Origin of the sequence: Microbulbifer zhoushanensis, from assembly GCF_021729055.1 — a bacterium.
GTDB lineage: Bacteria > Pseudomonadota > Gammaproteobacteria > Pseudomonadales > Cellvibrionaceae > Microbulbifer > Microbulbifer zhoushanensis.
Genome location: NZ_JAJSAO010000010.1, coordinates 36,740 through 57,705 on the forward strand (window position 1 = coordinate 36,740; position 20,966 = coordinate 57,705).

Here is a 20,966-nt window from a genome sequence, read left to right on the forward strand (position 1 = left end):
AGCGAGTCTCCCGGAGCCCCCCATGCCCAGCACCATTGTGAAAGACTGGTTTGGATGCCAGTTTACCGACCTGCACCCGATGCTCCAGCAGCTACATATCCGGGGTGGCAGGCTGGTTGGTGAGGTAACCCTGGCCAGGGGTAGTGGGCTTGCCGGCCTGGTTGGGCGGCGCCTTGCGAGAAAAATGAATCTACCGGAACCGGGTGCCCACAGGTTGGCCGTCGACATTTCACACGATGCTGATGGACTGCACTGGCGCCGCAGTTTCAACGGAACGAACCGGGTCGATTCCCTTTTCCGGCCGGTAGGGAATATCGGGCAGGGTTACTGGATTGAGGAAACCGGGCCGCTGTCCATGCAGTTGACGGTGGATATTATCGATGGCGGCTGGTTCTGGCGTTGTCTCGGAGTGAAGTTCCTGGGGGTGCCGGTGCCGCGCTGGCTAATTCCGGACTCCCGGGCTTACAAAGTCATAGAGGCAGGGAAGTACCGCTTTCACGTGGAGTTTTCCCTGCCGATACTTGGCTCCCTGGTTTCCTACAGTGGCCTGTTGACCGCTGGGCACGCTGCGCCGTGATTGGGCGAGCCCGCAGGTTTTAGTTTTGCCACCACTGCAGGAACTGCTTGCCGACTGAATGCTGTGGCATTGAGTGTTCATCCGCCGCGATATCCTGCTCTTTTTCCATTTCCGTAACCCTCTGGTTGGCGGCCGTGAACCAGGCGGCGGGATCACTGGTTCCCATTTCCAGCGCATCCCCGTACAGGGCAGCGCTGAACCAGGTGCGCTCGGAGTCGTCGCTGCAGCCAAACGAGGTGCGGTCGGCTGCGGCGGAAGCAAAGACTGCGCGATAGGGGTTCGCCAGCGCCTGTTGCCACTGGCCGGAGTAGCAGGCGGAAATGATGATCCACTGGTAGCGGGTTTCCAGGTCGTCCAGCCACTGTGTGCCCTCGGTAACGGAGAGATCATTGAGGGCCAGGTTCTTCTCTGCCAGCTTCAGGTCGCCGTTCTTGTCGCCGTGGCTGACAAAGTGGACCAGCAGCAGGTCTTCCTGCGGGTCGAGTATCGAGTCGAGCTGTTCCAGGCTCCGGCGGATGCTGGTGCGGGTTGCCATCGGCAGCTCGCCGCTGCCGCCGTTGGTAAGGCGCAGTTGGCGGCCCTCAATATCGAACACGGTGCCCAGGCGCTGCGCCACCCAGTCCACCTCGCGGGCGAACACGCCCTCGGTGCCGTCGCCGCCCACAATCAGTGTGTACACATCGCGCACGCCCGGCCGTTGCGGCGCCAGCCCGGAAAATGCGGATTCCAGCCGCTGGGCCTCGCTGTACAGGCGGGATTCCATTTCCGCCCGCTGCCGGGTGTCACTTTCCCGCCAGGCCTGTTCGCTGGGGTAGTAGCGGCCGGAGACAAAATAGCCCTGCTCCTCCACCCGCTCGCCGTTGTCGCCCTCGCGAATACGCACACCCTCTCCGCTGGCCTCGCCGTACTGGAAGTTGGCCCGGATAATGGTGCCGTCCGGCCGGGTCAGTTCGCCCTCGCCGTTGTAGTAGGTGTATTCAAACTCGCCCTGGTACTGGTAGCCCTCGTCGTCCCGGTAGCTGCCTTCCACCAGGTAGCCGTATTCAAAGGTGCCCTCGTAATCGGTGCCATCGGCGGTGGTGCGGTGGCCCTGGCCATGGGGGGCATATTCCTGGAATTCGCCCCGGTAGGTATCGCCGCCGGCGGAGGTCACCGTGCCTTGTACCAGTTCCCCCTGCCGGAATTCGCCATCCCATACCGCATCACCGCAGGCGTAGTGGCCCTGGCCGTGGAAATCGCCCCTCTGGAATTCCCCGGCATAGGTGCAGCCATCGGCAAACACCATCCGCCCCTCGCCGCTCATCTGGCCCTGGTTGAATTCACCCTCGTAGTGGCGGCCGTCCGGCCAGTTGAGTTCGCCCTCGCCGTGGAACAGGCCGTTTTCCAGCTCGCCGGTGTAAACCGAGCCGTCCGGCAGGGCCGTGCCGCCGCCGAACTGCTCCGGCCCGCAGCCGGCCAGGGCCAGCAGCAGCGCGGATAGCGACAGGGAAGTGAGCGGTGAGAGGGGTTTCATGGACTGTTCCAGGTTGCGGACATCTGCCCCCAGACTAACAAAAAGGCATTCCCCGTGCTTCACCATACTTTAGCCGGGCTGTCATACTGAGCGGGTAAATTGCCTACGATAATCAATAAACAGAAGAGGGCAGCCGTGAGCAGACTGACTCGACGCAATTTCATCAAAGCCGCGCTGGCCGCCAGCGGCGGTGTGCTGGTATCCACCCCACTGCAGGCCATGACCCGGCCCGAGCTGCCCTCCGAGGTCGGCTTTCCCCACGGTATCGCCAGCGGCGACCCGCTGCAGGATGCGGTGATCCTGTGGACCCGCGCCGTACCGGCGAAAACCGCCAGCGGCGGGGATCCGGTGAGGGTTACCTGGGAACTGGCGCGGGACCGGGATTTCACCGATGTCCTGCGCCGGGGCAGCGCGGAAACCGGTGCGGGCCGTGATTACACCGTCAAAATCGATGTGCAGGGACTGGAGCCGGAAACCCGCTACTACTACCGCTTTGTGGGTGCCAGCGAACAGAGCCCGGTGGGGCGCACCAGGACCCTGCCCGCCGGCGGTGTGGAACAGGTAAAACTGGCCGTGTTCTCCTGCTCCAACTACCCCGCAGGTTATTTCAATGCCTATGCCCTGGCGGCGCAGCGGGATGACTGGGATGCAGTGCTGCACCTGGGGGATTACATCTACGAATACCCGGCCGACGGTTATGCCACCGAGCGCTCGGCGGAGATCGGCCGCGCATTGCCGGCCGACAATGCCGGCGAGATCCTGACACTGTCCGATTATCGCAAGCGCTACGCCCTTTACCGGACCGATGCCGGCCTGCAGGCGCTGCACGCGGCCGCACCGTTTATCGCCGTGTGGGACGACCACGAAATCAGCAACGACACCTGGAAGGGCGGGGCGGAAAACCACAGTCCGGAAGAGGGTGACTTCTACGAGCGCCGCGCCGCGGCAATCCAGGCCTATTACGAATGGCTGCCAATCCGCCCGCCCATGGGCGAGACCAAACCGCAGATTTACCGCAGCTTCCGGTTCGGCGACCTGCTGGACCTGCATATGCTGGATACCCGCGTGATCGGCCGCGACCAGCAGCTGGATTTCACCGGTTACCTGGGGGAGGACGGCAGCTTCGATGGTCGAGCCTTCGGCGCCGCGTTGGCAAACCCGGACCGCACGCTGCTCGGTCCCACCCAGCGCAACTGGTTGGCGCAGTCGCTGGAGCAGTCCCCCGGCCACTGGCAGCTGCTGGGCCAGCAGGTGTTGATGGGCAAGATGCACCTGCCGGCGGAAGTGATGATGAGTTTCTACAGCCGGGGCAAAAAGGAAGACCCGACGCCGGAGCTGGTCCAGCTGAAAGCCGCCAGCCTGAAAGGCGAGCCCCTGTCCGATGCCCAGCGGGCGCGGCTGGCACAGGTGGTGCCCTATAACCTGGACGCCTGGGATGGCTACGCGGTGGAGCGCGAGGCGCTTTACCGCCATGTGGCGGCGCAGGGCAAGAACCTGGTGGTGGTGGCGGGGGATACCCACAACGCCTGGTGCAATCACCTGACCGATGACAGCGGCAAGCTGGTGGGGGTGGAATTTGCCACGCCCAGTGTCACCTCACCGGGTATGGAGAGCTACCTGAAGCTGGACGAGCAATCCGCGGCGGAGATGGCCCGCGGCATGTCGGTGCTGGTGGACGACCTGCAGTACTGCAACCTGCACCAGCGCGGCTTTATGGCACTGACCTTCAACCGCGAACAGGTAAAAGCGGACTGGCACTTTATCGATAACATCGACAGTACCGAGTTCGCCGAAGCCGGCAGCCACACTGTGGTGCATCGCCCGGCCTGAAGCAGGGGTGGTTGACGTCACCCCGGCGCAGGCCGGGATCCAGTGGTGGAAAAGTGGTGGCAAGTCGCCGGCCGGCTAACTCTCAAGTGGTGCCGTGGAATGATCGCCACGATGGGGCCTGGCTGCAATCGCGTCAGCAAACCACTGGGTAACCACCTCGGTGCGGGTAATCGCGGTACCCCCGGGTGTGTTGAAGCGGCCCTCGGCCATTACTCGTACACCGAGGCCAGCCGGGTGCCGTTGCGCTGCACCATCAGGTTAAAGCGATAGCGATCGGCGCGATACAGGCCCCTGGCCAGCTCGATAATCCGTCCCTGCTCGTCGTAAACAGTGCGCTGCGCCAGCAGGGCGGGGCTGAACGCGGGGATCTGCAGCAGGTCTGCCTTCTCTTCATCCACCACGGTGGCACTGATCTCCTGGCTGGCATGGTCCACGACAATTTCGTACTGGTCGTGCAACAGCCCGTAGAGGGAGCCGGTGTTCAATTGCTGGATTGCCAGGTCGGGTAGAGCTGGGCTTTTGGATTGGAGGTGCGGGGAGTTCAACAAGTCCGCTTTGCGGACTTTCCCCAGAGGATGCGCTCCCCCCGGTCGCGAATCTGGGCCCTGGAGCAACCCATATACAAGAAAGGCCACCCGTTGGGTGGAGCTGGGCTTTTGGATTGGAGGTGCGGGGAGTTCAACAAGTCCGCTTTGCGGACTTGCCCCAGAGGATGCGCTCCCTTTGGTCGCGGCCCTCCGCTGCGCTCCGGGTCGAACGGAGGTTCGAATCTGATCGCTGGAGCAACCCATATACAAGAAAGGCCACCCGTTGGGTGGCCTTTCTTGTATATGGCCCGCCCCAGAGGATTCGAACCTCTGACCTTCGCCTCCGGAGGGCGACGCTCTATCCAGCTGAGCTAGGGGCGGGAAAACTGGTTTTTCAAAGTCGTACAGTGCTTGCCTTGGCCCGGGAAGCCTTCGGCTTCCTGCGACGCTCCCCTCGCGGGGCTCGGGCCCGGCCACCAATCGCAGATTGGTGGCGTTCGGCGGCGCGCAACGCGGTGCGTTGCACTCGCTTGCCTCACCCAGCTGAGCTAGGGGCGGTTTTCGCTCTGGGTGACCGATACGGCTCAACCCGGCGAGGACGCGGATTATACAGAAGGGGTGGGGGCGGGTGAAGCTTGGATTTGGCTTTTCGCCTGCCGGCCCTTCGCAGCGGGCGGCACAATGACTATAATGCCGGGCTGGTATATATACGCGGCAATGTGCCGAAGCGAGTACCGGAAGTCACCGGACGGCGGTGGCTGCCTCTAGGGGGAACCGAATGAAAGCGATTTTGAGTATTGTAGCGGCCCTGGCCGTGGGGACTGCCGCGGCTGTGGCACAGTCCGTGGACGACCAGATTGCCGAGCGCATCGCGCCGGTGGGCGAGATTTGCATGAAGGGCGACGAGTGCGCCGCAGCGGCTCCGGCCGGTGGCGCTGCCGCCGCTGGTGGCGGTCCGCGCACTGGTGAGCAGGTTTACAACGGCGCCTGCCAGACCTGCCACGCGGCCGGTGTGGCCGGGGCGCCCAAGTTTGGCGACGCCGATGCCTGGGCCCCGCGTATTGCCCAGGGCATGGAGACCCTGTACTCCAACGCCATCAACGGCATCAGGGCGATGCCCGCCAAGGGCCTGTGTGCGGACTGCTCCGACGAGGAGATCCAGAACGCCGTGGACTACATGGCGGAGAACAGCCAGTAAGCGATTGCTTACCCCGGTTGCAGAAAGGCCGCTCATTGAGCGGCCTTTTTTGTGCCCGGATTTCCTGTTCTCAACGCAAGCGGCCTGTAGGGGCGGACCTTGTGTCCGCCCGGCCCCCGCGCCGCGACCGACCCCGGGCGGATACAAGATCCGCCCCTACGGGGAAAGTCCTGTGCCGGGGGATACATAATCGATCCGTTGGGTGGGCGATACGGGCAACTGTAGGGGCGAACCTTGTGTTCGCCCTTGCCCAGGGGCAGGCACCGACCCCGGGCGGACACAAGATCCGCCCCTACACCGGTGGTGCAGGCCACCGAACATCCGTCGGGCCGCCCGGGTCAGTCGAACATGCTCAGCAGGGACCCCAGCGTTTCCTCTCCGCGGGCCTGGTTCTGTTCCGGGGTGGCCTGGCCGAAGCCCTCGAGCTCCACGTCTTCCTCCGGCAGCTCGTCCAGGAAGCGGCTGGGGGTGGTGTCCTGGTTCTCGCCGAACATCTTGCGCTTGCCTGCCAGCGTCATGGTGAGGGTACGCTGGGCGCGGGTGATACCCACATAGGTCAGGCGACGCTCCTCCTCGATGTTGTCGTCCTCGATGCTGTTGCGATGCGGCAGCAGGTTTTCCTCCATGCCGATCATGAACACATGCGGGAATTCCAGGCCCTTGGCGGCGTGCAGGGTCATCAGGCTCACCTTGTCGGTGGCCTCTTCCTCTTCCTGGCGATCCAGCATGTCGCGCAGGATCAGCTTGGAAATGGCCTGTTCCAGGCGCACGTCCTGCTCCAGCTCGTCGTCGGTGCCCTCCATGGTCTTGTTGAGGCTCTCCAGCAGCCAGTAGACGTTCTCCATGCGCTTCTCGGCCACCTTGTCACTACTGGCGTTCTGGCGCAGCCAGCCGGCGTAGTCGATATCGTCGAGCATCTCGCGCAGCGCGGCGTCCGGGCTGCGCTCGCGGCAGTCACGCTGCACCTTTTCCAGCCACAGGGCGAAGCGGTTGAGGCGCTCGTAGCCCTGCTCGTTGATGTGCTCGCGGAAACCCATTTCCGAGCAGGCCCGCAGCATGGAGATCTCGCGGCCCCTGGCATAGTTGCCCAGCGCCTCCAGGGTGCTGGTGCCGATCTGCCGGCGCGGGGTATTGATGATGCGCAGGAAGGCGTTGTCGTCGTCCGGGTTTACCAGCAGGCGCAGGTAGGCCATCAGGTCCTTGATCTCCGCGCGGGCGAAAAACGAGGTGCCGCCGGACATCTGGTAGGGGATCTGGTTTTCCTGCAGCTTCATCTCGATCAACCGCGCCTGGTGGTTGCCCCGGTAGAGCACGGCGAAGTCCTTGAAGCCGCAGCCGCGGCGGGACTTCTGCAGGAAGATCTCGTTGGCGACCCGCTCGGCTTCCTCGTTCTCGTTGTTTACCTTGACCACCCGGATCTCTTCACCCAGGCCGCGGTCGGACCACAGGGCCTTGTCGAATTCGTGCGGGTTGTGGGCGATCAGGTGGTTGGCCACCTTGAGGATGCGGCTGGTGGAGCGGTAGTTCTGCTCCAGCTTGATCAGGCGCAGGTTGGGGAAATCTATCTTCAGCTGGCTCATGTTTTCCGGCCGCGCGCCGCGCCAGGCGTAGATCGACTGGTCGTCGTCGCCCACCACGGTGAGGCCGCCGCGACCGCCCACCAGCAGTTTCACCAGCAGGTACTGGGAATTGTTGGTGTCCTGGTACTCGTCCACCAGCAGGTAGCGGATCTTGCGGCGCCAGCGCTGCAGCAGCTCCGGGTCGGAATCGAACAGTTGCACCGGCAGCAGGATCAGGTCGTCGAAGTCCACCGAGTTGTAGGCCTTGAGGGCGTCGCAATAGCGGCCGTAGGCCACGGCGATGGCCTGTTCGCCCGGGCTCTGGGCCTGCTCCACCGCCTGGCGCGGCGTGAGCATGTCGTTTTTCCAGTTGGAGATCTGGTTCTGCACCCGGTCCAGCAGGTCGGTGTCCAGGTCGCCATCGCGCAGCATCAGTTCCTTGATCAGGCCGCGGGCATCCTCCGCATCGAAGATGGAGAAGCCGGGGCTGAGCCCGGCCGCGCGGTACTCCTTGCGCAGGATATTCAGGCCCAGGTTGTGGAAGGTGGACACGGTCAGGCCGTGGGCGGCCCGGGATTTCTTGCCATCGGGGCCGGTCACCAGCTTGCCCACGCGCTCCTTCATTTCCCGCGCTGCCTTGTTGGTAAAGGTCAGCGCGGCGATATTGCGCGCGGCAAAACCGCACTCCTCGATCAGGTAGGCGATCTTGCGGGTGATTACGCTGGTCTTGCCGGAGCCGGCCCCGGCCAGGACCAGGCAGGGGCCGTCCACATATTTCACGGCCTCTGCCTGGCGAGGATTAAGCTTGGTCATGGAAAAACATCTGGTCCGCGTCGAGGTGGGCATTCTAACAGCCGGGATCGCCCCTGCGTGGTACTGAATCGGCAGTCGCACGGGCCTCTGTGACTGCACTACGCTGGGGCGTTCGTATACACAGCAGCCCCGATTGGCTATAACTGCTGCCGTCGCCCAGCCGGGCGCGGGCCCGGCTGGGCAGAAGGGGGTTAAAGGGTCAGCGCGACCCGGGGAGAGCAGTAATGGAACAGCCAATTGTGGGTTACCACCGGGATGAGGAAGACCACTGGGTGGCGGAGCTCCGCTGCGGCCACAACCAGCATGTGCGCCACGACCCACCCTGGACCAGTCGCCCGTGGGTCATCACGCCGGAAGGCCGCCTGTCGATGCTGGGCTACCGGCTGAATTGCAAAAAATGTGACGAGGGCGCACCGCCGGACCACGATAACGGCACTCCGCCGCAACACAAGAGACACGCGCCGCAGGGTCGCGACAGAGGGGAATCACAGTAATGGCCAGAATCTGGGTGGACGCGGATGCGTGTCCGGTGGTGATCAAGGAGATCCTGTTCCGTGCCGCCGAGCGCACCGGTACAGAGATGACGCTGGTGGCCAACCAGCCGGTGCGGGTGCCACCCTCACGCTATATCAAGTCGATGCAGGTCACCGCCGGCTACGACGTGGCCGACAACGAGATCGTGCAGCGCTGTGGAGCCGGCGACCTGGTGATTACCAGCGATATCCCGCTGGCGGCGGAGGTAATCGACAAGGACGCCACCGCCCTCAGTCCCCGCGGCGAGCGCCATACGAAAGCCAATATCCGCGCGCGCCTGAATATGCGCGATTTTATGGACACCATGCGCGCCAGCGGGATGCATACCGGTGGGCCGCCGGCCCTGAACCAGCAGGACCGCAAGGCCTTCGCCGACCAGCTGGACAAGTGGCTGGCCCGGCAGAAGCCGGCGCAGGGAGCGCGCTGATGGATAACTCCCTGCGGCTGGTGGAACCCGTCCCGCAACAGCTGGAAGAGTTGATGTCCTGGGTAACTGACGCGGACAGCTGCCGCCTCTGGGGCGGGCCCTGGTTCCGCTTCCCGTTCGATGCCATCTCGTTTCGCGAGGACTGTCGCTGGGACGAGGCGGGCGGCCGCGTGCTGGCGGGGCCCGACGGCGGGATGCTGGCGTTCGGTCGCTACTACCTGCGCGAGCAGCGTTGCCACCTGGGCCACCTGATCGTGTCACCGGCAGAGCGGGGCAGGGGACTGGGATCGGCGCTGGTGCAACGCCTGTGTGCCGAGGGCTGTCGCCAGCTGCGGGCTGCGGAATGCTCCCTGTTCGTACTGAAAGACAATGCCCGGGCCCGGTCGGTTTACCAGCGGCTCGGGTTCCGGCTGGCGTCCTATCCGGGCAAGGCCGAGTGGCTGGAGTTGTGTGACTATCTGGTGGCCCCCGGCGATATCATCGCGGCGGCTTCCCCACTGGACCTGCAGGATCATGGCTAAACCGATGGAGCTGCGCACCGACCGCCTGCTGTTGCGCCAGTGGCGCGAGGCGGATCGCGGGCCGTTTGCGGCGCTGAACGCCGACCCGCGCGTGATGGAGCATTTTCCCTCGACCCGTAGCCGGGCGGAAAGCGATGCGACCCAGGACCGGCTGGCGGACCATATCGCCAGGCACGGCTGGGGATTCTGGGCCGTGGAGACCCTGGCCCGGGGAGAGTTTATCGGTTTCGTGGGGATCCAGTCGCTCGGAAGTGATGTCATGTTGGCGTCCGGCGTGGACTCGCCGGGCGTGGAAATCGGCTGGCGGCTGGCATTTGCGCACTGGGGCCGGGGCTATGCCAGCGAGGCGGCCCGGGCGGCGCTGGCCTGCGGTTTCGGGGATTTGCAGCTGGACGAGATTGTCTCCCTCACCACCCTGGACAACCACCGCTCGCAGGGTGTCATGCAGCGGTTGCTGATGCGCCCGGCCGGGGAGTTCGATCACCCTGGCCTGCCGGCAGGGCATCCTCTCCAGCGGCACTGCCTGTACCGCCTGGCCCGGACAGACTGGTCGCCGCAATAGCAAAGGGCTTCGTTGGCCCTAAATGTACCGCCGCACGCGTTTGCGGTAACTGCGGTATTCGTGCCCGAATTTTTCCAGCAGGTACCGCTCCTCCGGCTTGACCACACCAAAGTGCAGCGCAGCGGCCAGCGGCAGCAGCAACAGCGGGCCCCACCAGCTGTTGAACAGCAGGGTGACACCCAGGTAGATCATCAGCAGGGCCAGGTAGATGGGATTGCGGGAGAAGCGGAAGGGGCCGTCGCAGACGATGCTGGTGGTGGGCCGGCGCGGGTGCACATGGGTGCCCGCGCGCACCAGCGCCCGCGCGGCCCAGACCGCGAGCGCCACACCGGCCAGGGCCAGGAACAGGCCCGGGCGCCAGAGGTACCGGTGCGTGCCGGAAACCGGCAGGGGCCAGAGCCACTGCAGCGCCAGTGCCGCGCCCAGGAAAAGCGCCAGCACCAGGGGCGGCAGCGCGACGATATCCGGGCGATCGGGTTTACTGTCACCGGCTCTGGTCATCCCCACCTCAAAACTGCTTTTACTCGACGCTTTTGCCTTCTATCGGCCTGTTCAGGCCCCGGCGCCAATGGGCTGCCGGCGGTCCAGGTTGCGATAAGCCAGTGCCTCGGCGATATGCCCGCTGCCGATGGATGCTGCGCCTGCAAGATCGGCAATGGTTCGCGCTACCCGCAACACCCGGTGGTAGCTGCGGGCCGAAAGGCCCAGCTGGTCCACCGACCGGCGCAGCAGCTCCTGCTCAGGGCCGCCGAGACTGCACTGCTGTTCCAGGGCGTTGCCCCGGAGCTCCGCGTTGATTGTAGCCTGTCGTTGCTGTTGCCGGATACGGGCATCGACGACCCGCTCCTGCACCACCGCCGAGGCCTCCCCGGTGGGCGCATCCTGCAGCTGGCCGGCAGTCATCGCGGCGACCTCCACGTGCATATCAATCCGGTCCAGCAATGGTCCGGACAGCTTGGCGCGGTAGCGCTGTACCTGGTCGGGGGTGCAGCGGCAGCGCGGCTCGCCCAGGTAGCCGCAGGGGCACGGGTTCATTGCCGCAACCAGCTGGAAGCCGGCGGGGAAGGCGACGCTGGCGCGGGCGCGGGCAATGCGCACCTCGCCGCTTTCCAGCGGTTCGCGCAGGATCTCCAGGGCGTGGCGGGGAAACTCCGGCAATTCATCGAGAAACAGGATCCCGCGGTGGGCCAGTGAGATTTCCCCGGGGCGGGGATTGCTGCCGCCACCCACCAGTGCTGTCGGCGAGGCACTGTGGTGGGGCGCACGGAAGGGCCGCTGGCCGGGGAAGTCCAGGCCGGCGCTGGAGTAAACCGCGGCCACCTCCAGCTGCTCCCGCTGGCCCAGCGCCGGCAGTATCCCCGGCAGCCGGCTGGCCAGCATGGTCTTGCCGGTCCCCGGGGGGCCGTAAAACAGCAGGTTGTGACCGCCGGCGGCGGCAATCTCCAGGGCCCGGCGGGCGCGCAGCTGGCCGCGCACGTCCGCCAGGTCCGCTACCTGCGGCCTGGCCGGCGCCGGCGGGGGTTGCGCTGCCGGCAGTGACTCGCGCCGGTGCAAGTGGGCGCAGACCTGCAGCAGGTTCTCCGCCACCAGTATCTCCCCGTCTGCCAGCGCGGCCGCGGGGCCGGATGCCCGTGGCACCACCAGGCGGTGCCCGGCATCGGCACAGGCAATGGCTGCCGGCAGGGCGCCGGGCACTTCCCGCAGGTCACCGGTGAGCGCCAGCTCGCCGATAAACTCGGCCCCGGCCAGGGATTCCACCGGTACCTGCCCGGAGGCGGCGAGGATGCCCAGTGCAATCGCCAGGTCGTAGCGCCCGCCCTCCTTGGGCAGGTCGGCGGGGGCCAGGTTGACGGTAATGCGCCGCTGGGGGAATTCGAAATGGCTGTTCACCAGGGCACTGCGCACCCGGTCGCGGCTCTCGCGCACGGCAGCCTCGGGCAGGCCGACAATATTGAAGGCGGGCAGGCCGTTGGCCAGGTGGGTCTCGACTGTGACCAGGGGGGCAGAGACCCCCAGCTGGGCGCGGGTGTGGGTAACGGAGAGGCTCACGGATTCATCCTTGAAGTGCGAGTTCCCGGGGTGGGCTGAAGCCCTGCAGGCTATCTACTTGTCCCCGGTGTTGTCCTGTTCCTGCACGGCTTGCTCCAGCTCCTGCAGCTGTGCCTCGAGCCGGGCCACCTTTTCCCGGGTGCGCTCCAGGATCGCGGCCTGGGTGTCGAACTCGGCCTGGCTCACCAGCGGCAGCCGGTTCAGCGCCACGCCAAGTGCGTCCCGCAGGTCACCGGTGATGACTGCCCCCTGTTGTTGCAGCTCGTGCAGTAACTGTTGCAATTTATCTGGGGCCACACGCAATTCCTCGCTAAAAAACACCGGTATATAGTGCTGGAATTGTAACCCAGTGCCCATGGGGGCAAAAGTTATGTGACCGATACACGATTTCTGTCGATAAGTGCGCTGTCATGGTTCGCTGGTGATTTCCCGCTCACCATTTGGGTGCGACCTCCCTTGGCCGGCTTCATTCTGGTGCATCTCCCCTCCCGCTTTTCCCCCGCTCATCTCCCGCCACGATTCTGGATCAGTTTTAAGTGGTTGATTTTCCAGCGTTTTGCCAACTTGGCATCAAGCCTGCAGATGCACCACTGCAGATCATTTCAGCCGGCGGGCATAAAAAGGCTCACAAGGCATAAAAAGATCGAGGGCCACACACCACCCCTCCATAACGAAAAAAGTCGCCCGATGCTGACAGCAGACTGCACAGAATAATTTCGACGAGAAAATCACAGAGTCCAAGGAGAATTAAGGTGGGAACGACTATGAATAAAATCGCTGCCGCAATAACGGCCGGGGCCATCGCCCTGGGCACCACTGCCACTGCCACTGCCGCCGAGGGTGGCGTTTCAGCCAGCGCCAACGTGGGTGTGGTGACTGACTACAAATTCCGTGGTATTTCGCAGACCGACGGCAGCCCGGCCGTGCAGGGCGGCGTCGACCTGGACTTCGGTAACGGCCTGTACGCAGGCACCTGGGCCTCCCAGGTGGATTTCGCCTACGGCGAGGACGAAACCGATTTCGAGCAGGATTTCTACGCAGGCTACGCCGGCGAAATCAGTGAGACCACCAGCTACGACGTTGGCTACATCTACTACGCCTACCACGGTGGCGACAATGACGAGGATTACCAGGAAATCTACGGCAGCGTCAGCATTTCTGCCCTGACCCTGGGCCTGGCCTATTCCGATGACTACTGGGCCGGCACCGGTACTTTCTATTACCCGTACGCAGAGTACAGCTTTGCGCTGCCGTCCGATGTGAGCCTCGACTTCCACGTCGGCGCCAACATGTTCAGTGATGAGGGCTTCCTGTTCGAGTCGGATTCCTACATCGACTACTCGGTTACCGTCGGCAAGGAATTTGGCGGCCTGAGCCTGAGTGCCTCGCTGGTCGGCACCGACATCAGTGATGCCGAGTGCTTTGACCTGGACTGGTGTGAACCATCGGTACTGGCTGGAGCCTCTTACACCTGGTAACGCGCGGGCCCTGCCGATCCCGGCAGGGCCACATTACGATGGGGGATCGCACCATGAAACTGGTTACCGCAATTATCAAGCCTTTCAAGCTGGACGCCGTGCGTGACGCACTGGCCGAGGCGGGCGTTAACGGCATTACCGTTAGCGAAGTGAAGGGTTTCGGTCGGCAGAAAGGGCACACGGAACTCTACCGCGGGGCAGAGTACGTGGTGGACTTCCTGCCCAAGACCATGCTGCAGATCGCTGTTGGCGACGAGCAGCTCGACGCCGTACTGGAAGCGGTCGGTTCCAGCGCCCAGAGCGGCAAGATTGGCGACGGCAAGATCTTTGTCGCCGACCTGGAGCAGGTAGTACGAATCCGCACCGGTGAAACCGGCGCGGAAGCCATTTAACCGGCCGCACCCGCGAGGGGAAACCGGTCGATAAAAACTAAATCAATTTCCACCAATTTCGGGATTGAACGGAGCGAAAGATGGAAAACCAAATTTTTCAGTTGCAGTACGCAATTGATACGTTTTACTTCCTGGTGTGTGGCGCACTGGTAATGTGGATGGCCGCCGGCTTCTCCATGCTGGAAGCTGGCCTGGTGCGTTCCAAGAACACCACAGAAATTCTCACCAAGAACGTGGCACTGTTTGCCATTGCCTGCATCATGTACCTGCTGACAGGTTACGCCATCATGTACGACGGCGGCTGGGCCCTGTCCGGTATCGAGGCGTTCAGCCTGGAGAGCGTGCTGTCTGACTCGGCCGACGCCGGCTTCGACGGCGGATCGGTTTATTCCGGCGCTTCCGACTTCTTCTTCCAGGTGGTGTTCGTGGCGACAGCCATGTCCATCGTCTCCGGTGCCGTGGCCGAGCGCATGAAGCTGTGGAGCTTCCTGGTGTTCGCGGTCATCCTGACCGGCTTCATCTACCCGATGGAAGGTTCCTGGACCTGGGGCAGCGCTTCCGTGTTCGGTATGTACACCCTGGGCGACCTGGGCTTTTCCGACTTCGCCGGTTCCGGCATCGTACACATGGCCGGTGCGGCCGCGGCCCTGGCCGGTGTCCTGCTGCTGGGCGCACGTAAAGGCAAGTACGGCCCCAACGGCGAGGTCTACGCTATCCCCGGTGCCAACCTGCCGCTGGCGACCCTGGGTACCTTCATCCTGTGGATGGGCTGGTTCGGCTTCAACGGCGGTTCCGTACTGAAGCTGGGCGACGCCGCCAGCGCACACTCTGTGGCCATGGTGTTCCTGAACACCAATACCGCCGCTGCCGGTGGTGCCGTAGCCGCCCTGATCACCGCACGGGTACTGTTCGGCAAGGCCGACCTCACCATGCTGCTGAATGGCGCGCTGGCGGGCCTGGTGGCAATTACTGCCGAGCCCTCCACCCCGACTCCGCTGCAGGCAACCCTGTTCGGCGCCCTGGGTGGTGTACTGGTGGTCTTCTCCATCGTTTCCCTGGACAAGCTGAAGATCGATGACCCGGTCGGTGCCATTTCCGTGCACGGTGTGGTTGGCCTGCTGGGCCTGCTGCTGGTGCCGCTCACCAACGACGGTTCCACCTTCAGCGGCCAGCTGATTGGCGCGGCAACCATCTTCATCTGGGTATTCGCCACCTCCTTCGCGGTGTGGTTCCTGCTCAAGGTCATCACCGGTATTCGCGTGAGCGAGGACGAGGAACAAGAAGGTGTTGACTTGGTAGAATGCGGAATGGAAGCTTATCCCGAATTCATGGGCAAATAAGCGCCCCGCAACGGGCTGCCGGCGGCACCGCCGCCGGCATTTCCGGGTCCGCATTGCGACGGTCCCCAGAATAAAGCAACCAGGTCAGATTCCGGGCCTCAAACCAGGGGAATACACAAAATGAAATTGATTACGGCTGTAGTTAAGCCCTTCAAGCTGGACGACGTGCGCACCGCGCTCTCGGAAGTTGGTGTACAGGGCATGACGGTGACGGAAGTAAAAGGCTTCGGTCGCCAGAAAGGGCACACGGAACTCTACCGTGGCGCCGAATATGTGGTGGATTTCCTGCCCAAGGTCAAACTGGAGCTGGCGGTGGATGACAGCATGGTGGATGGCGCTGTAGAGGCCATCACCAAGGCAGCACAGACCGGCAAGATTGGCGACGGCAAAATCTTCATCACCGCACTTGAGGAAGTGATCCGCATCCGTACCGGTGAGACCGGCAGCGAAGCGGTTTAAATTCCTCCCTTCCCGAAAGCGGTGCGCGGAATTGTGCGCCAATGCTTGAAAAGGCCCCAGTGGGGCCTTTTTTCGTTTCCAGCCGGCATCGGCAGTATCCGGGCGGCTAAAAATTGTACAGTCGCTGGCAGGATTACTGCCCCAAAATTGGCGCAATTTGTTCCATAACCAGGGGCAATATCTGTGTGTCCCTGATGCTACAAAAAACTCTACCCCGGCCGCGGTCCCCGGCTGGCAGGGCCCGCCGCGAGTGCCTATATATTATTCGCCGTCGCGTATCGCGCAGCCGCGGTTTTAATGACCCGGTGCGGCACAGGGGTACTTCCTCTGTAACAGGAGTAGTAGTTACAGGGTTTCTACGATGAAAGCTAATGGTTACGAAGATCAGAGCAACAGCGCCCGTAGCAAAGACCAAGAGGATTTTGCCGAGGAGCGTTCAATTACGTCGAGAGAGCGGGCCAGAAGCCAGCTGAACAACGAAATCGAGGAGTTTCTCGCCCGTGGCGGCGCCATTAGTGAGATCGATCCGGAGGTGACGGCGGACCCGCCGCGCAAACCGCAGCCCAAGTACGGCAGCCGGCCGATCTGAGGGCTGGCCTGGCCCGGAACTTTCACCTGGCCATAACGATCGCTCCAGCCCGGGTGGCTTGCCCGGGCTGGGCGTTTGTGTCGATGGACCTCCCCCCTGATCCGGTCATGAGGCCAGCCTGGAGGTTGCCGAGTTCCCGGGAGATATTGTGTAAGGGAGTATCAGAATGATGGCCCCAAACTGGTTGGGCACCTGCTTCATCGCGATGACGATAGCAGCCTGGAGCCATGCCCAGGACGCGCCCCCCGCCTCGCCCAACCCCGATACAAAGTACTCTCCTTATCCCGAGCAGAACTTCCCCAATCGGGTGTTCTTCGGCGACACCCACTTGCACACCAGTTATTCCACGGATGCCGGTATGTTCGGCAATACGCTGGGACCGGATGCCGCCTACCGGTTCGCAAAGGGAGAAACGGTTACCTCAAGCACCGGGGTGCCCGCGCGCCTGCATCGCCCGCTCGATTTTCTGGTGGTTGCCGACCACGCAGAGAACCTCGGCCTGGCGCCACTGATCGAGGAGTCCGATAAGCGCCTGCTCGCCAGCGAGTGGGGCAAGCAGGTGCATGACCTCGTCAAGGCGGGCAAGCCCGATGAAGCCTATGCGATGTGGGGGAGCGCGGTCTCTGAGCGCAAGGACCCGTTGACCGATATCGATGGCCTGGTGGAGTCCATGTGGCACCGGATCACCAAAGCGGCGGAAGCGCATAATAATCCGGGGCTGTTCACTGCACTGATCGGTTTCGAGTGGACCTCCAGCCCCGATGGCAGCAACCTGCATCGCAATGTTGTTTTCCGTGACGACAAGGCCAGGGCCGATCAGGTAATTCCCCTGTCTGCCTACGACTCCGAGGACCCCGAGGACCTCTGGCGCTGGATGGCCAACTACGAGGAAAAGGTTGGCGGTCGGGTTCTCGCCATTCCGCACAATGGCAACCTGTCCAACGGCCTGATGTTTGACAGTGTCACCCTGACCGGCAAGCAACCCCTCGACCGGGATTACGCTGAACGCCGTCGCAGGTGGGAACCACTCTACGAGGTCACCCAGATCAAGGGCGATGGCGAGACGCATCCGCTGCTGTCACCGAACGATGAGTTCGCCGATTTTGAAACCTGGGACAAGGGCAGCTTTGGCGCCGCAAAAGAGAGAGACATGCTGCCGCGGGAGTATGCCCGTGAAGCCCTGAAGCAGGGGCTCGCGTACCAGGAAAAACTGGGAGCGAACCCTTACCGGTTTGGGATGATCGGCAGCACCGACTCCCATACCTCGCTGGCCACGACCGGGGAGGACAATTTTTTTGGCAAGGCCACTGCGATGGAACCGAGCAGTGACGAGATCCGGTTCGAGGAAAGGATTACCGGTTATCTGCCCGACCCCCAGGGGCGGGACTATGCCATCCGCCATTACCAGGCCAGTGCCTCGGGCCTCGCTGCGGTGTGGGCACGGGAAAACACCCGGGAGGCACTCTGGGACGCCATGGCCCGCAGGGAAGTGTATGCCACTACCGGAACGCGCCCGATAGTGCGGGTGTTCGGTGGCTTTGAATTCACGAAGGACGACCTGGTGCGCTCAGACTTCGCCAGGCACGGCTATGAAAAAGGCGTGCCCATGGGCGGGGAACTCGAGAGGTCCGACAAGGCCCCAACCTTCCTGGTGCGGGCGATGCGCGACCCGGACGGTGCCAACCTCGATCGTATCCAGGTCGTCAAGGGCTGGCTCGATGCCGGGGGCAAGACCCACGAACGGATCTACGATATTGCGGTTTCCGACGGCCGCAAGATTGGCGCTGACGGCCGGGCGAAAAAAAAGGTGGGCAACACTGTGGATGTGGGCAATGCCACCTACACCAATGCGATCGGCGCGCCCTTCCTGCAGGCCTGGTGGAAAGACCCCGATTTCGATGGCACACAGAACGCTTTCTATTATGTGCGCGTTCTTGAGATCCCCACCCCGCGCTGGACTACTTATGACGCCAGGTTCTTCGGCCTGAAGAGGCCGGAGGATGTTCCGGGCAGTATCCAGGAGCGAGCCTACACCTCCCCCATCTGGTACACGCCCTAGCTCACCTACGACTTTTTGCCTTTTGCCCGCGGGTGCGCCTGGTCGTAAACACGCGCCAGGTGCTGGAAGTCCAGGTGGGTGTAGATCTGGGTGGTGCTGATGTCGGCGTGGCCGAGCAGCTCCTGCACTGCGCGCAGGTCGCTGCTGGATTCCAGCATATGGCTGGCGAAAGAGTGTCGCAGCATATGGGGGTGTACCCGCTGCTCGGCACCGCTGGCCCGGGACCAGTGCGCCAGGCGTGCCTGCACCGCACGGTTGCCCAGTCGCCGGCCCTTGAGGCTGGTAAATACCGCCTCGCCTTCGGCTGCCGGGGCAATACTGCGCCAGGCCCGCAGGGCTTCGCGTGCCTGCTGGCCGACCGGCAGCACACGGGTTTTGGCCCCCTTGCCGGTAACCCGCACTTCGCCGCCGGCCAGGTCCAGGTCGGCCCAGTTGAGCCCGGTAAGCTCTGACAGCCGCAACCCGCTGCTGTAAAACAATTCCAGCAGTGCGCGGTCGCGCACCTGCAGGCGTTCATCCCCGTCGCCAGCACCGGGGCTCTCCACGAACTCGCCGGCGGCATCTGCGTCCAGTACCCGGGGCAGTTTCTTGTCGGCTTTCGGCGCCCGCAGGCCGGCGGCGGGATTGGCGCGCAGCCAGCCCTGGCGCAGGGCGTGGTCGCCCAGGCTGCGCACTGCCGACAGCCAGCGCTGCAGGCTGCGGGGGGACAATCCCTGCCGGTGCAGCCGCGCCAGCCAGCTGCGCAGGGTCATTTCCCGGATCTCGCTGATTTCCGCCACGCCGTCCACCTCGGCCTGGCGCAGCAATTGCGCCAGGTCGCGACGGTAGGCGGAGAGGGTGTGGGGGGAGAGCTGGCGCACGCTGTCCAGGTGGGCCAGGAAGCGCTCGATGGCATCGGCCAGCGGCATCGGCAATCAGTCCCGGTCCAGCAGTCGCGGCAACAGGCGCTCGAGCACTTCACCGATATAGGACAGGAACAGGGTGCCGAGGCTGGAACTGTAGTGCTGGGGGTCGGAGGAACCCACGGCCAGAATGCCGAGCTGGTTTGCCAGCGGTACCACGGCGGCCGAGGCCACCCGGTCGGCGGACTCCTTGCCGAACAGGTATTCGCGTTCCGCCGGGCGCAGTACGCCGCAAACCGTGCGGCCATTGCGCAGGATTGATCCCACTGATGCCTCGGCAGTGGTGCGGTTGCTGGCCCGCACCCGGCCCAGTTCGCGCTTGCCCTGGGGCAGGGGTTCGAACAGGGTCAGGGCCGTGGTCTCCACACCGAAATCCTCGCGGAAGCTTTGCAGCAGGGACTCGCCGGCCTCGGCCACGGTCTGCGCGTCGAGTAGCGCCAGCACCAGCCGGCGGCTGTGCATAAACAGCTGGTCATTGTCCCGCGCCGCCTGCAGCAGCTGGTCGAGGCGCTGGCGCATCTCGATATTGCGCTCGCGCAGCAGGTTGGTCTGGTGGGTCATCAGCGACACGGTCTTGCCGCTCTGGCTGGGCAGCTGGATGGTTTCCAGCAGCTCCATGTGGTCGGCGAAAAAGTCCGGGTTCTGGATCAGGTAACGGGCAACCTGGCGCGACAGGACTTTCTTGTCCCGTTGGCTTTCCTGTTGGTCCGCGTCGGCGGCCGGGGCCTGGATTGCATCGCTTGTGTCGGTCATGCTTTCTCTTATTACCTGTTCCTGTTGCCGGCATTCCTGGGGGCGGTTAAAGGAGAATCTGCCCCTGGTACACGGTGGTTGCGGGCCCGGTCATGGTAACCGGCTCGCCGGGCCCGCTCCAGTGGATCGTCAGCTCGCCGCCGGGCAGGGCGACCGTGACTTTCTCATCCACCAGGTCGCGCAGCCGCGCCGCCACCACGGCCGCGCAGGCGCCGGTGCCACAGGCCCGGGTCTCGCCCACACCCCGCTCGAACACCCGCAGGCGCGCCCGGTCGCGGGACTCTACCTGCAGGAAGCCCACATTAACCCGGTTGGGAAAACGCGGGTGACTCTCAATTTTCGGGCCCAGTGCTTCCACGGGCGCCCGGTCGGTGTCCTCGACCAGCAGTACTGCGTGGGGGTTACCCATGGACACCGCGCCGATGATAAAGGTCTCGCCATCGACTTCCAGTGGATAGGTCTCGGCGCGGCGATCGGCGTCAAAGGGGATTTCTGCGGGTTCCAGCACCGGCGCGCCCATGTCCACACTTACCCGGTCGCGCTCGGCCAGTTCCAGCTGCAGCAGCCCGCCGGTGGTTTCCACCAGCAACCGGTGCTTGCCGGTCAGGCGCCGCTCGCGCACAAAGCGGGCAAAACAACGGGCGCCGTTGCCGCAGTTTTCCACTTCGCTGCCATCGGCATTGAATATGCGGTAGCGGAAGTCGGCGTCCGGGTTGCGGGGTGCCTCGACCAGCAGTACCTGGTCACAGCCCACGCCCAGGTGGCGATCGGCCAGGCGGCGGATCTTGTCCGGGGACAGTTTGATGCGCTGGCTGATGCCGTCGAGCATCACGAAGTCGTTGCCGAGCCCGTGCATCTTGGTGAATTTCAGGCGCATGGCGTGC

Annotated in this window: 22 protein-coding genes and 1 tRNA gene; 13 read left to right on the plus strand and 10 right to left on the minus strand. The window is 63.8% G+C overall.

Annotation, left to right across the window (positions count from 1 at the left end; genetic code table 11):
• Positions 1-22: 22 nt before the first annotated feature.
• Complete coding sequence (locus LVD10_RS17480; protein WP_237064454.1) at positions 23-577, plus strand: DUF4166 domain-containing protein; 555 nt, start codon at positions 23-25, stop codon at positions 575-577.
• A gap of 19 nt (positions 578-596) precedes the next feature.
• Here LVD10_RS17480 and LVD10_RS17485 read toward each other — a convergent pair whose 3' ends face one another.
• The gene (locus tag LVD10_RS17485) at positions 597-2,090 is read right to left on the minus strand and encodes a C13 family peptidase (RefSeq protein ID WP_237064455.1); all 1,494 of its coding nucleotides are present in this window, start codon (positions 2,088-2,090) and stop codon (positions 597-599) included.
• A gap of 135 nt (positions 2,091-2,225) precedes the next feature.
• Here LVD10_RS17485 and LVD10_RS17490 point away from each other — a divergent pair, with 135 nt between their 5' ends.
• Positions 2,226-3,920, plus strand: a complete 1,695-nt coding sequence (locus LVD10_RS17490) for an alkaline phosphatase D family protein (protein WP_237064456.1) — start codon at positions 2,226-2,228, stop codon at positions 3,918-3,920.
• Between the two features lie 209 nt (positions 3,921-4,129).
• Here LVD10_RS17490 and LVD10_RS17985 read toward each other — a convergent pair whose 3' ends face one another.
• Positions 4,130-4,711 (minus strand): GntR family transcriptional regulator, encoded by a 582-nt coding sequence (locus tag LVD10_RS17985; protein WP_255774811.1) that lies wholly within the window; start codon positions 4,709-4,711, stop codon positions 4,130-4,132.
• 40 nt (positions 4,712-4,751) lie between these two features.
• Positions 4,752-4,828, minus strand: a tRNA-Arg gene (locus LVD10_RS17500).
• Positions 4,829-5,225: 397 nt separating this feature from the next.
• On the opposite strand from LVD10_RS17500, the gene LVD10_RS17505 reads away from it, so the two are divergent.
• A complete protein-coding gene (locus tag LVD10_RS17505; protein ID WP_232940580.1) occupies positions 5,226-5,645 on the plus strand; it encodes a c-type cytochrome in 420 nt (139 codons plus the stop codon).
• A gap of 338 nt (positions 5,646-5,983) precedes the next feature.
• On the opposite strand, the gene rep is transcribed toward LVD10_RS17505, so the two are convergent.
• A complete protein-coding gene (gene rep / locus LVD10_RS17510; protein WP_232940582.1) occupies positions 5,984-8,017 on the minus strand; it encodes a DNA helicase Rep in 2,034 nt (677 codons plus the stop codon).
• A gap of 224 nt (positions 8,018-8,241) precedes the next feature.
• Between rep and LVD10_RS17515 the strand changes: the two genes are divergently transcribed.
• Genes LVD10_RS17515 through LVD10_RS17530 form a run of 4 tightly spaced genes read left to right on the plus strand, consistent with a single transcriptional unit; the run spans position 8,242 to position 10,061 of the window.
• Complete coding sequence (locus tag LVD10_RS17515; RefSeq protein WP_237064457.1) at positions 8,242-8,511, plus strand: DUF3565 domain-containing protein; 270 nt, start codon at positions 8,242-8,244, stop codon at positions 8,509-8,511.
• A complete protein-coding gene (locus LVD10_RS17520; protein WP_232940586.1) occupies positions 8,511-8,978 on the plus strand; it encodes a YaiI/YqxD family protein in 468 nt (155 codons plus the stop codon). Before LVD10_RS17515 ends, LVD10_RS17520 begins: the two co-directional genes overlap by 1 nt.
• The gene (locus tag LVD10_RS17525) at positions 8,978-9,499 is read left to right on the plus strand and encodes a GNAT family N-acetyltransferase (RefSeq protein ID WP_237064459.1); all 522 of its coding nucleotides are present in this window, start codon (positions 8,978-8,980) and stop codon (positions 9,497-9,499) included. Before LVD10_RS17520 ends, LVD10_RS17525 begins: the two co-directional genes overlap by 1 nt.
• Entirely contained in the window at positions 9,492-10,061 is a 570-nt protein-coding gene (locus LVD10_RS17530; RefSeq protein ID WP_237064461.1) for a GNAT family N-acetyltransferase, read from the plus strand. The genes LVD10_RS17525 and LVD10_RS17530 overlap by 8 nt, the downstream gene beginning before the upstream one ends.
• 18 nt (positions 10,062-10,079) lie before the next feature.
• On the opposite strand, the gene LVD10_RS17535 is transcribed toward LVD10_RS17530, so the two are convergent.
• Genes LVD10_RS17535 through LVD10_RS17545 form a run of 3 tightly spaced genes read right to left on the minus strand, consistent with a single transcriptional unit; the run spans position 10,080 to position 12,407 of the window.
• Complete coding sequence (locus LVD10_RS17535) at positions 10,080-10,562, minus strand: methyltransferase family protein (protein WP_232940589.1); 483 nt, start codon at positions 10,560-10,562, stop codon at positions 10,080-10,082.
• A 51-nt stretch (positions 10,563-10,613) separates the two neighbouring features.
• On the minus strand, positions 10,614-12,110 hold the full coding sequence (locus tag LVD10_RS17540; RefSeq protein ID WP_232940590.1) for a YifB family Mg chelatase-like AAA ATPase: 1,497 nt from the start codon (positions 12,108-12,110) through the stop codon (positions 10,614-10,616).
• Positions 12,111-12,164: 54 nt separating this feature from the next.
• On the minus strand, positions 12,165-12,407 hold the full coding sequence (locus LVD10_RS17545) for an accessory factor UbiK family protein (RefSeq protein WP_232940591.1): 243 nt from the start codon (positions 12,405-12,407) through the stop codon (positions 12,165-12,167).
• 467 nt (positions 12,408-12,874) lie between these two features.
• Here LVD10_RS17545 and LVD10_RS17550 point away from each other — a divergent pair, with 467 nt between their 5' ends.
• From LVD10_RS17550 to LVD10_RS17575, 6 genes are all read left to right on the plus strand, one after another.
• Positions 12,875-13,588, plus strand: a complete 714-nt coding sequence (locus tag LVD10_RS17550; RefSeq protein ID WP_232940592.1) for a TorF family putative porin — start codon at positions 12,875-12,877, stop codon at positions 13,586-13,588.
• Positions 13,589-13,641: 53 nt separating this feature from the next.
• Complete coding sequence (locus LVD10_RS17555; RefSeq protein WP_232940593.1) at positions 13,642-13,980, plus strand: P-II family nitrogen regulator; 339 nt, start codon at positions 13,642-13,644, stop codon at positions 13,978-13,980.
• Positions 13,981-14,060: 80 nt separating this feature from the next.
• Positions 14,061-15,320 carry an ammonium transporter gene (locus tag LVD10_RS17560; RefSeq protein WP_232940594.1) on the plus strand — a complete coding sequence of 420 codons (1,260 nt, stop codon included), beginning with the start codon at positions 14,061-14,063 and terminating at the stop codon, positions 15,318-15,320.
• A 120-nt stretch (positions 15,321-15,440) separates the two neighbouring features.
• Positions 15,441-15,779 (plus strand): P-II family nitrogen regulator, encoded by a 339-nt coding sequence (locus LVD10_RS17565; protein ID WP_067084464.1) that lies wholly within the window; start codon positions 15,441-15,443, stop codon positions 15,777-15,779.
• 361 nt (positions 15,780-16,140) lie between these two features.
• Positions 16,141-16,368, plus strand: coding sequence for a hypothetical protein (locus LVD10_RS17570; protein ID WP_232940595.1), 228 nt, complete (start codon positions 16,141-16,143; stop codon positions 16,366-16,368).
• Positions 16,369-16,534: 166 nt separating this feature from the next.
• Entirely contained in the window at positions 16,535-18,427 is a 1,893-nt protein-coding gene (locus LVD10_RS17575) for a DUF3604 domain-containing protein (RefSeq protein WP_237064463.1), read from the plus strand.
• 5 nt (positions 18,428-18,432) lie between these two features.
• On the opposite strand, the gene xerC is transcribed toward LVD10_RS17575, so the two are convergent.
• From xerC to dapF, 3 genes are read right to left on the minus strand one after another with little or no spacing between them, the layout of a single operon-like run.
• Positions 18,433-19,335, minus strand: a complete 903-nt coding sequence (xerC, locus tag LVD10_RS17580) for a tyrosine recombinase XerC (RefSeq protein WP_237064464.1) — start codon at positions 19,333-19,335, stop codon at positions 18,433-18,435.
• A 6-nt stretch (positions 19,336-19,341) separates the two neighbouring features.
• The gene (locus tag LVD10_RS17585; RefSeq protein WP_232940600.1) at positions 19,342-20,082 is read right to left on the minus strand and encodes a DUF484 family protein; all 741 of its coding nucleotides are present in this window, start codon (positions 20,080-20,082) and stop codon (positions 19,342-19,344) included.
• Between the two features lie 46 nt (positions 20,083-20,128).
• Positions 20,129-20,959, minus strand: coding sequence for a diaminopimelate epimerase (gene dapF, locus LVD10_RS17590; protein WP_232940602.1), 831 nt, complete (start codon positions 20,957-20,959; stop codon positions 20,129-20,131).
• Positions 20,960-20,966: the final 7 nt, after the last annotated feature.

Coding starts and splice junctions, on each gene's coding strand:
- LVD10_RS17575 (WP_237064463.1), top strand. CDS start 16,535: ATGATGGCCCCAAACTGGTTGGGCACCTGCTTCATCGCGATGACGATA.
- LVD10_RS17550 (WP_232940592.1), top strand. CDS start 12,875: ATGAATAAAATCGCTGCCGCAATAACGGCCGGGGCCATCGCCCTGGGC.
- LVD10_RS17585 (WP_232940600.1), bottom strand. CDS start 20,082: ATGACCGACACAAGCGATGCAATCCAGGCCCCGGCCGCCGACGCGGAC.
- LVD10_RS17515 (WP_237064457.1), top strand. CDS start 8,242: ATGGAACAGCCAATTGTGGGTTACCACCGGGATGAGGAAGACCACTGG.
- LVD10_RS17570 (WP_232940595.1), top strand. CDS start 16,141: ATGAAAGCTAATGGTTACGAAGATCAGAGCAACAGCGCCCGTAGCAAA.
- LVD10_RS17525 (WP_237064459.1), top strand. CDS start 8,978: ATGGATAACTCCCTGCGGCTGGTGGAACCCGTCCCGCAACAGCTGGAA.
- LVD10_RS17530 (WP_237064461.1), top strand. CDS start 9,492: ATGGCTAAACCGATGGAGCTGCGCACCGACCGCCTGCTGTTGCGCCAG.
- xerC (WP_237064464.1), bottom strand. CDS start 19,335: ATGCCGCTGGCCGATGCCATCGAGCGCTTCCTGGCCCACCTGGACAGC.
- LVD10_RS17560 (WP_232940594.1), top strand. CDS start 14,061: ATGGAAAACCAAATTTTTCAGTTGCAGTACGCAATTGATACGTTTTAC.
- LVD10_RS17985 (WP_255774811.1), bottom strand. CDS start 4,711: ATGGGTTGCTCCAGCGATCAGATTCGAACCTCCGTTCGACCCGGAGCG.
- LVD10_RS17480 (WP_237064454.1), top strand. CDS start 23: ATGCCCAGCACCATTGTGAAAGACTGGTTTGGATGCCAGTTTACCGAC.
- LVD10_RS17555 (WP_232940593.1), top strand. CDS start 13,642: ATGAAACTGGTTACCGCAATTATCAAGCCTTTCAAGCTGGACGCCGTG.
- LVD10_RS17485 (WP_237064455.1), bottom strand. CDS start 2,090: ATGAAACCCCTCTCACCGCTCACTTCCCTGTCGCTATCCGCGCTGCTG.
- LVD10_RS17565 (WP_067084464.1), top strand. CDS start 15,441: ATGAAATTGATTACGGCTGTAGTTAAGCCCTTCAAGCTGGACGACGTG.
- LVD10_RS17535 (WP_232940589.1), bottom strand. CDS start 10,562: ATGACCAGAGCCGGTGACAGTAAACCCGATCGCCCGGATATCGTCGCG.
- LVD10_RS17520 (WP_232940586.1), top strand. CDS start 8,511: ATGGCCAGAATCTGGGTGGACGCGGATGCGTGTCCGGTGGTGATCAAG.
- rep (WP_232940582.1), bottom strand. CDS start 8,017: ATGACCAAGCTTAATCCTCGCCAGGCAGAGGCCGTGAAATATGTGGAC.
- LVD10_RS17505 (WP_232940580.1), top strand. CDS start 5,226: ATGAAAGCGATTTTGAGTATTGTAGCGGCCCTGGCCGTGGGGACTGCC.
- dapF (WP_232940602.1), bottom strand. CDS start 20,959: ATGCGCCTGAAATTCACCAAGATGCACGGGCTCGGCAACGACTTCGTG.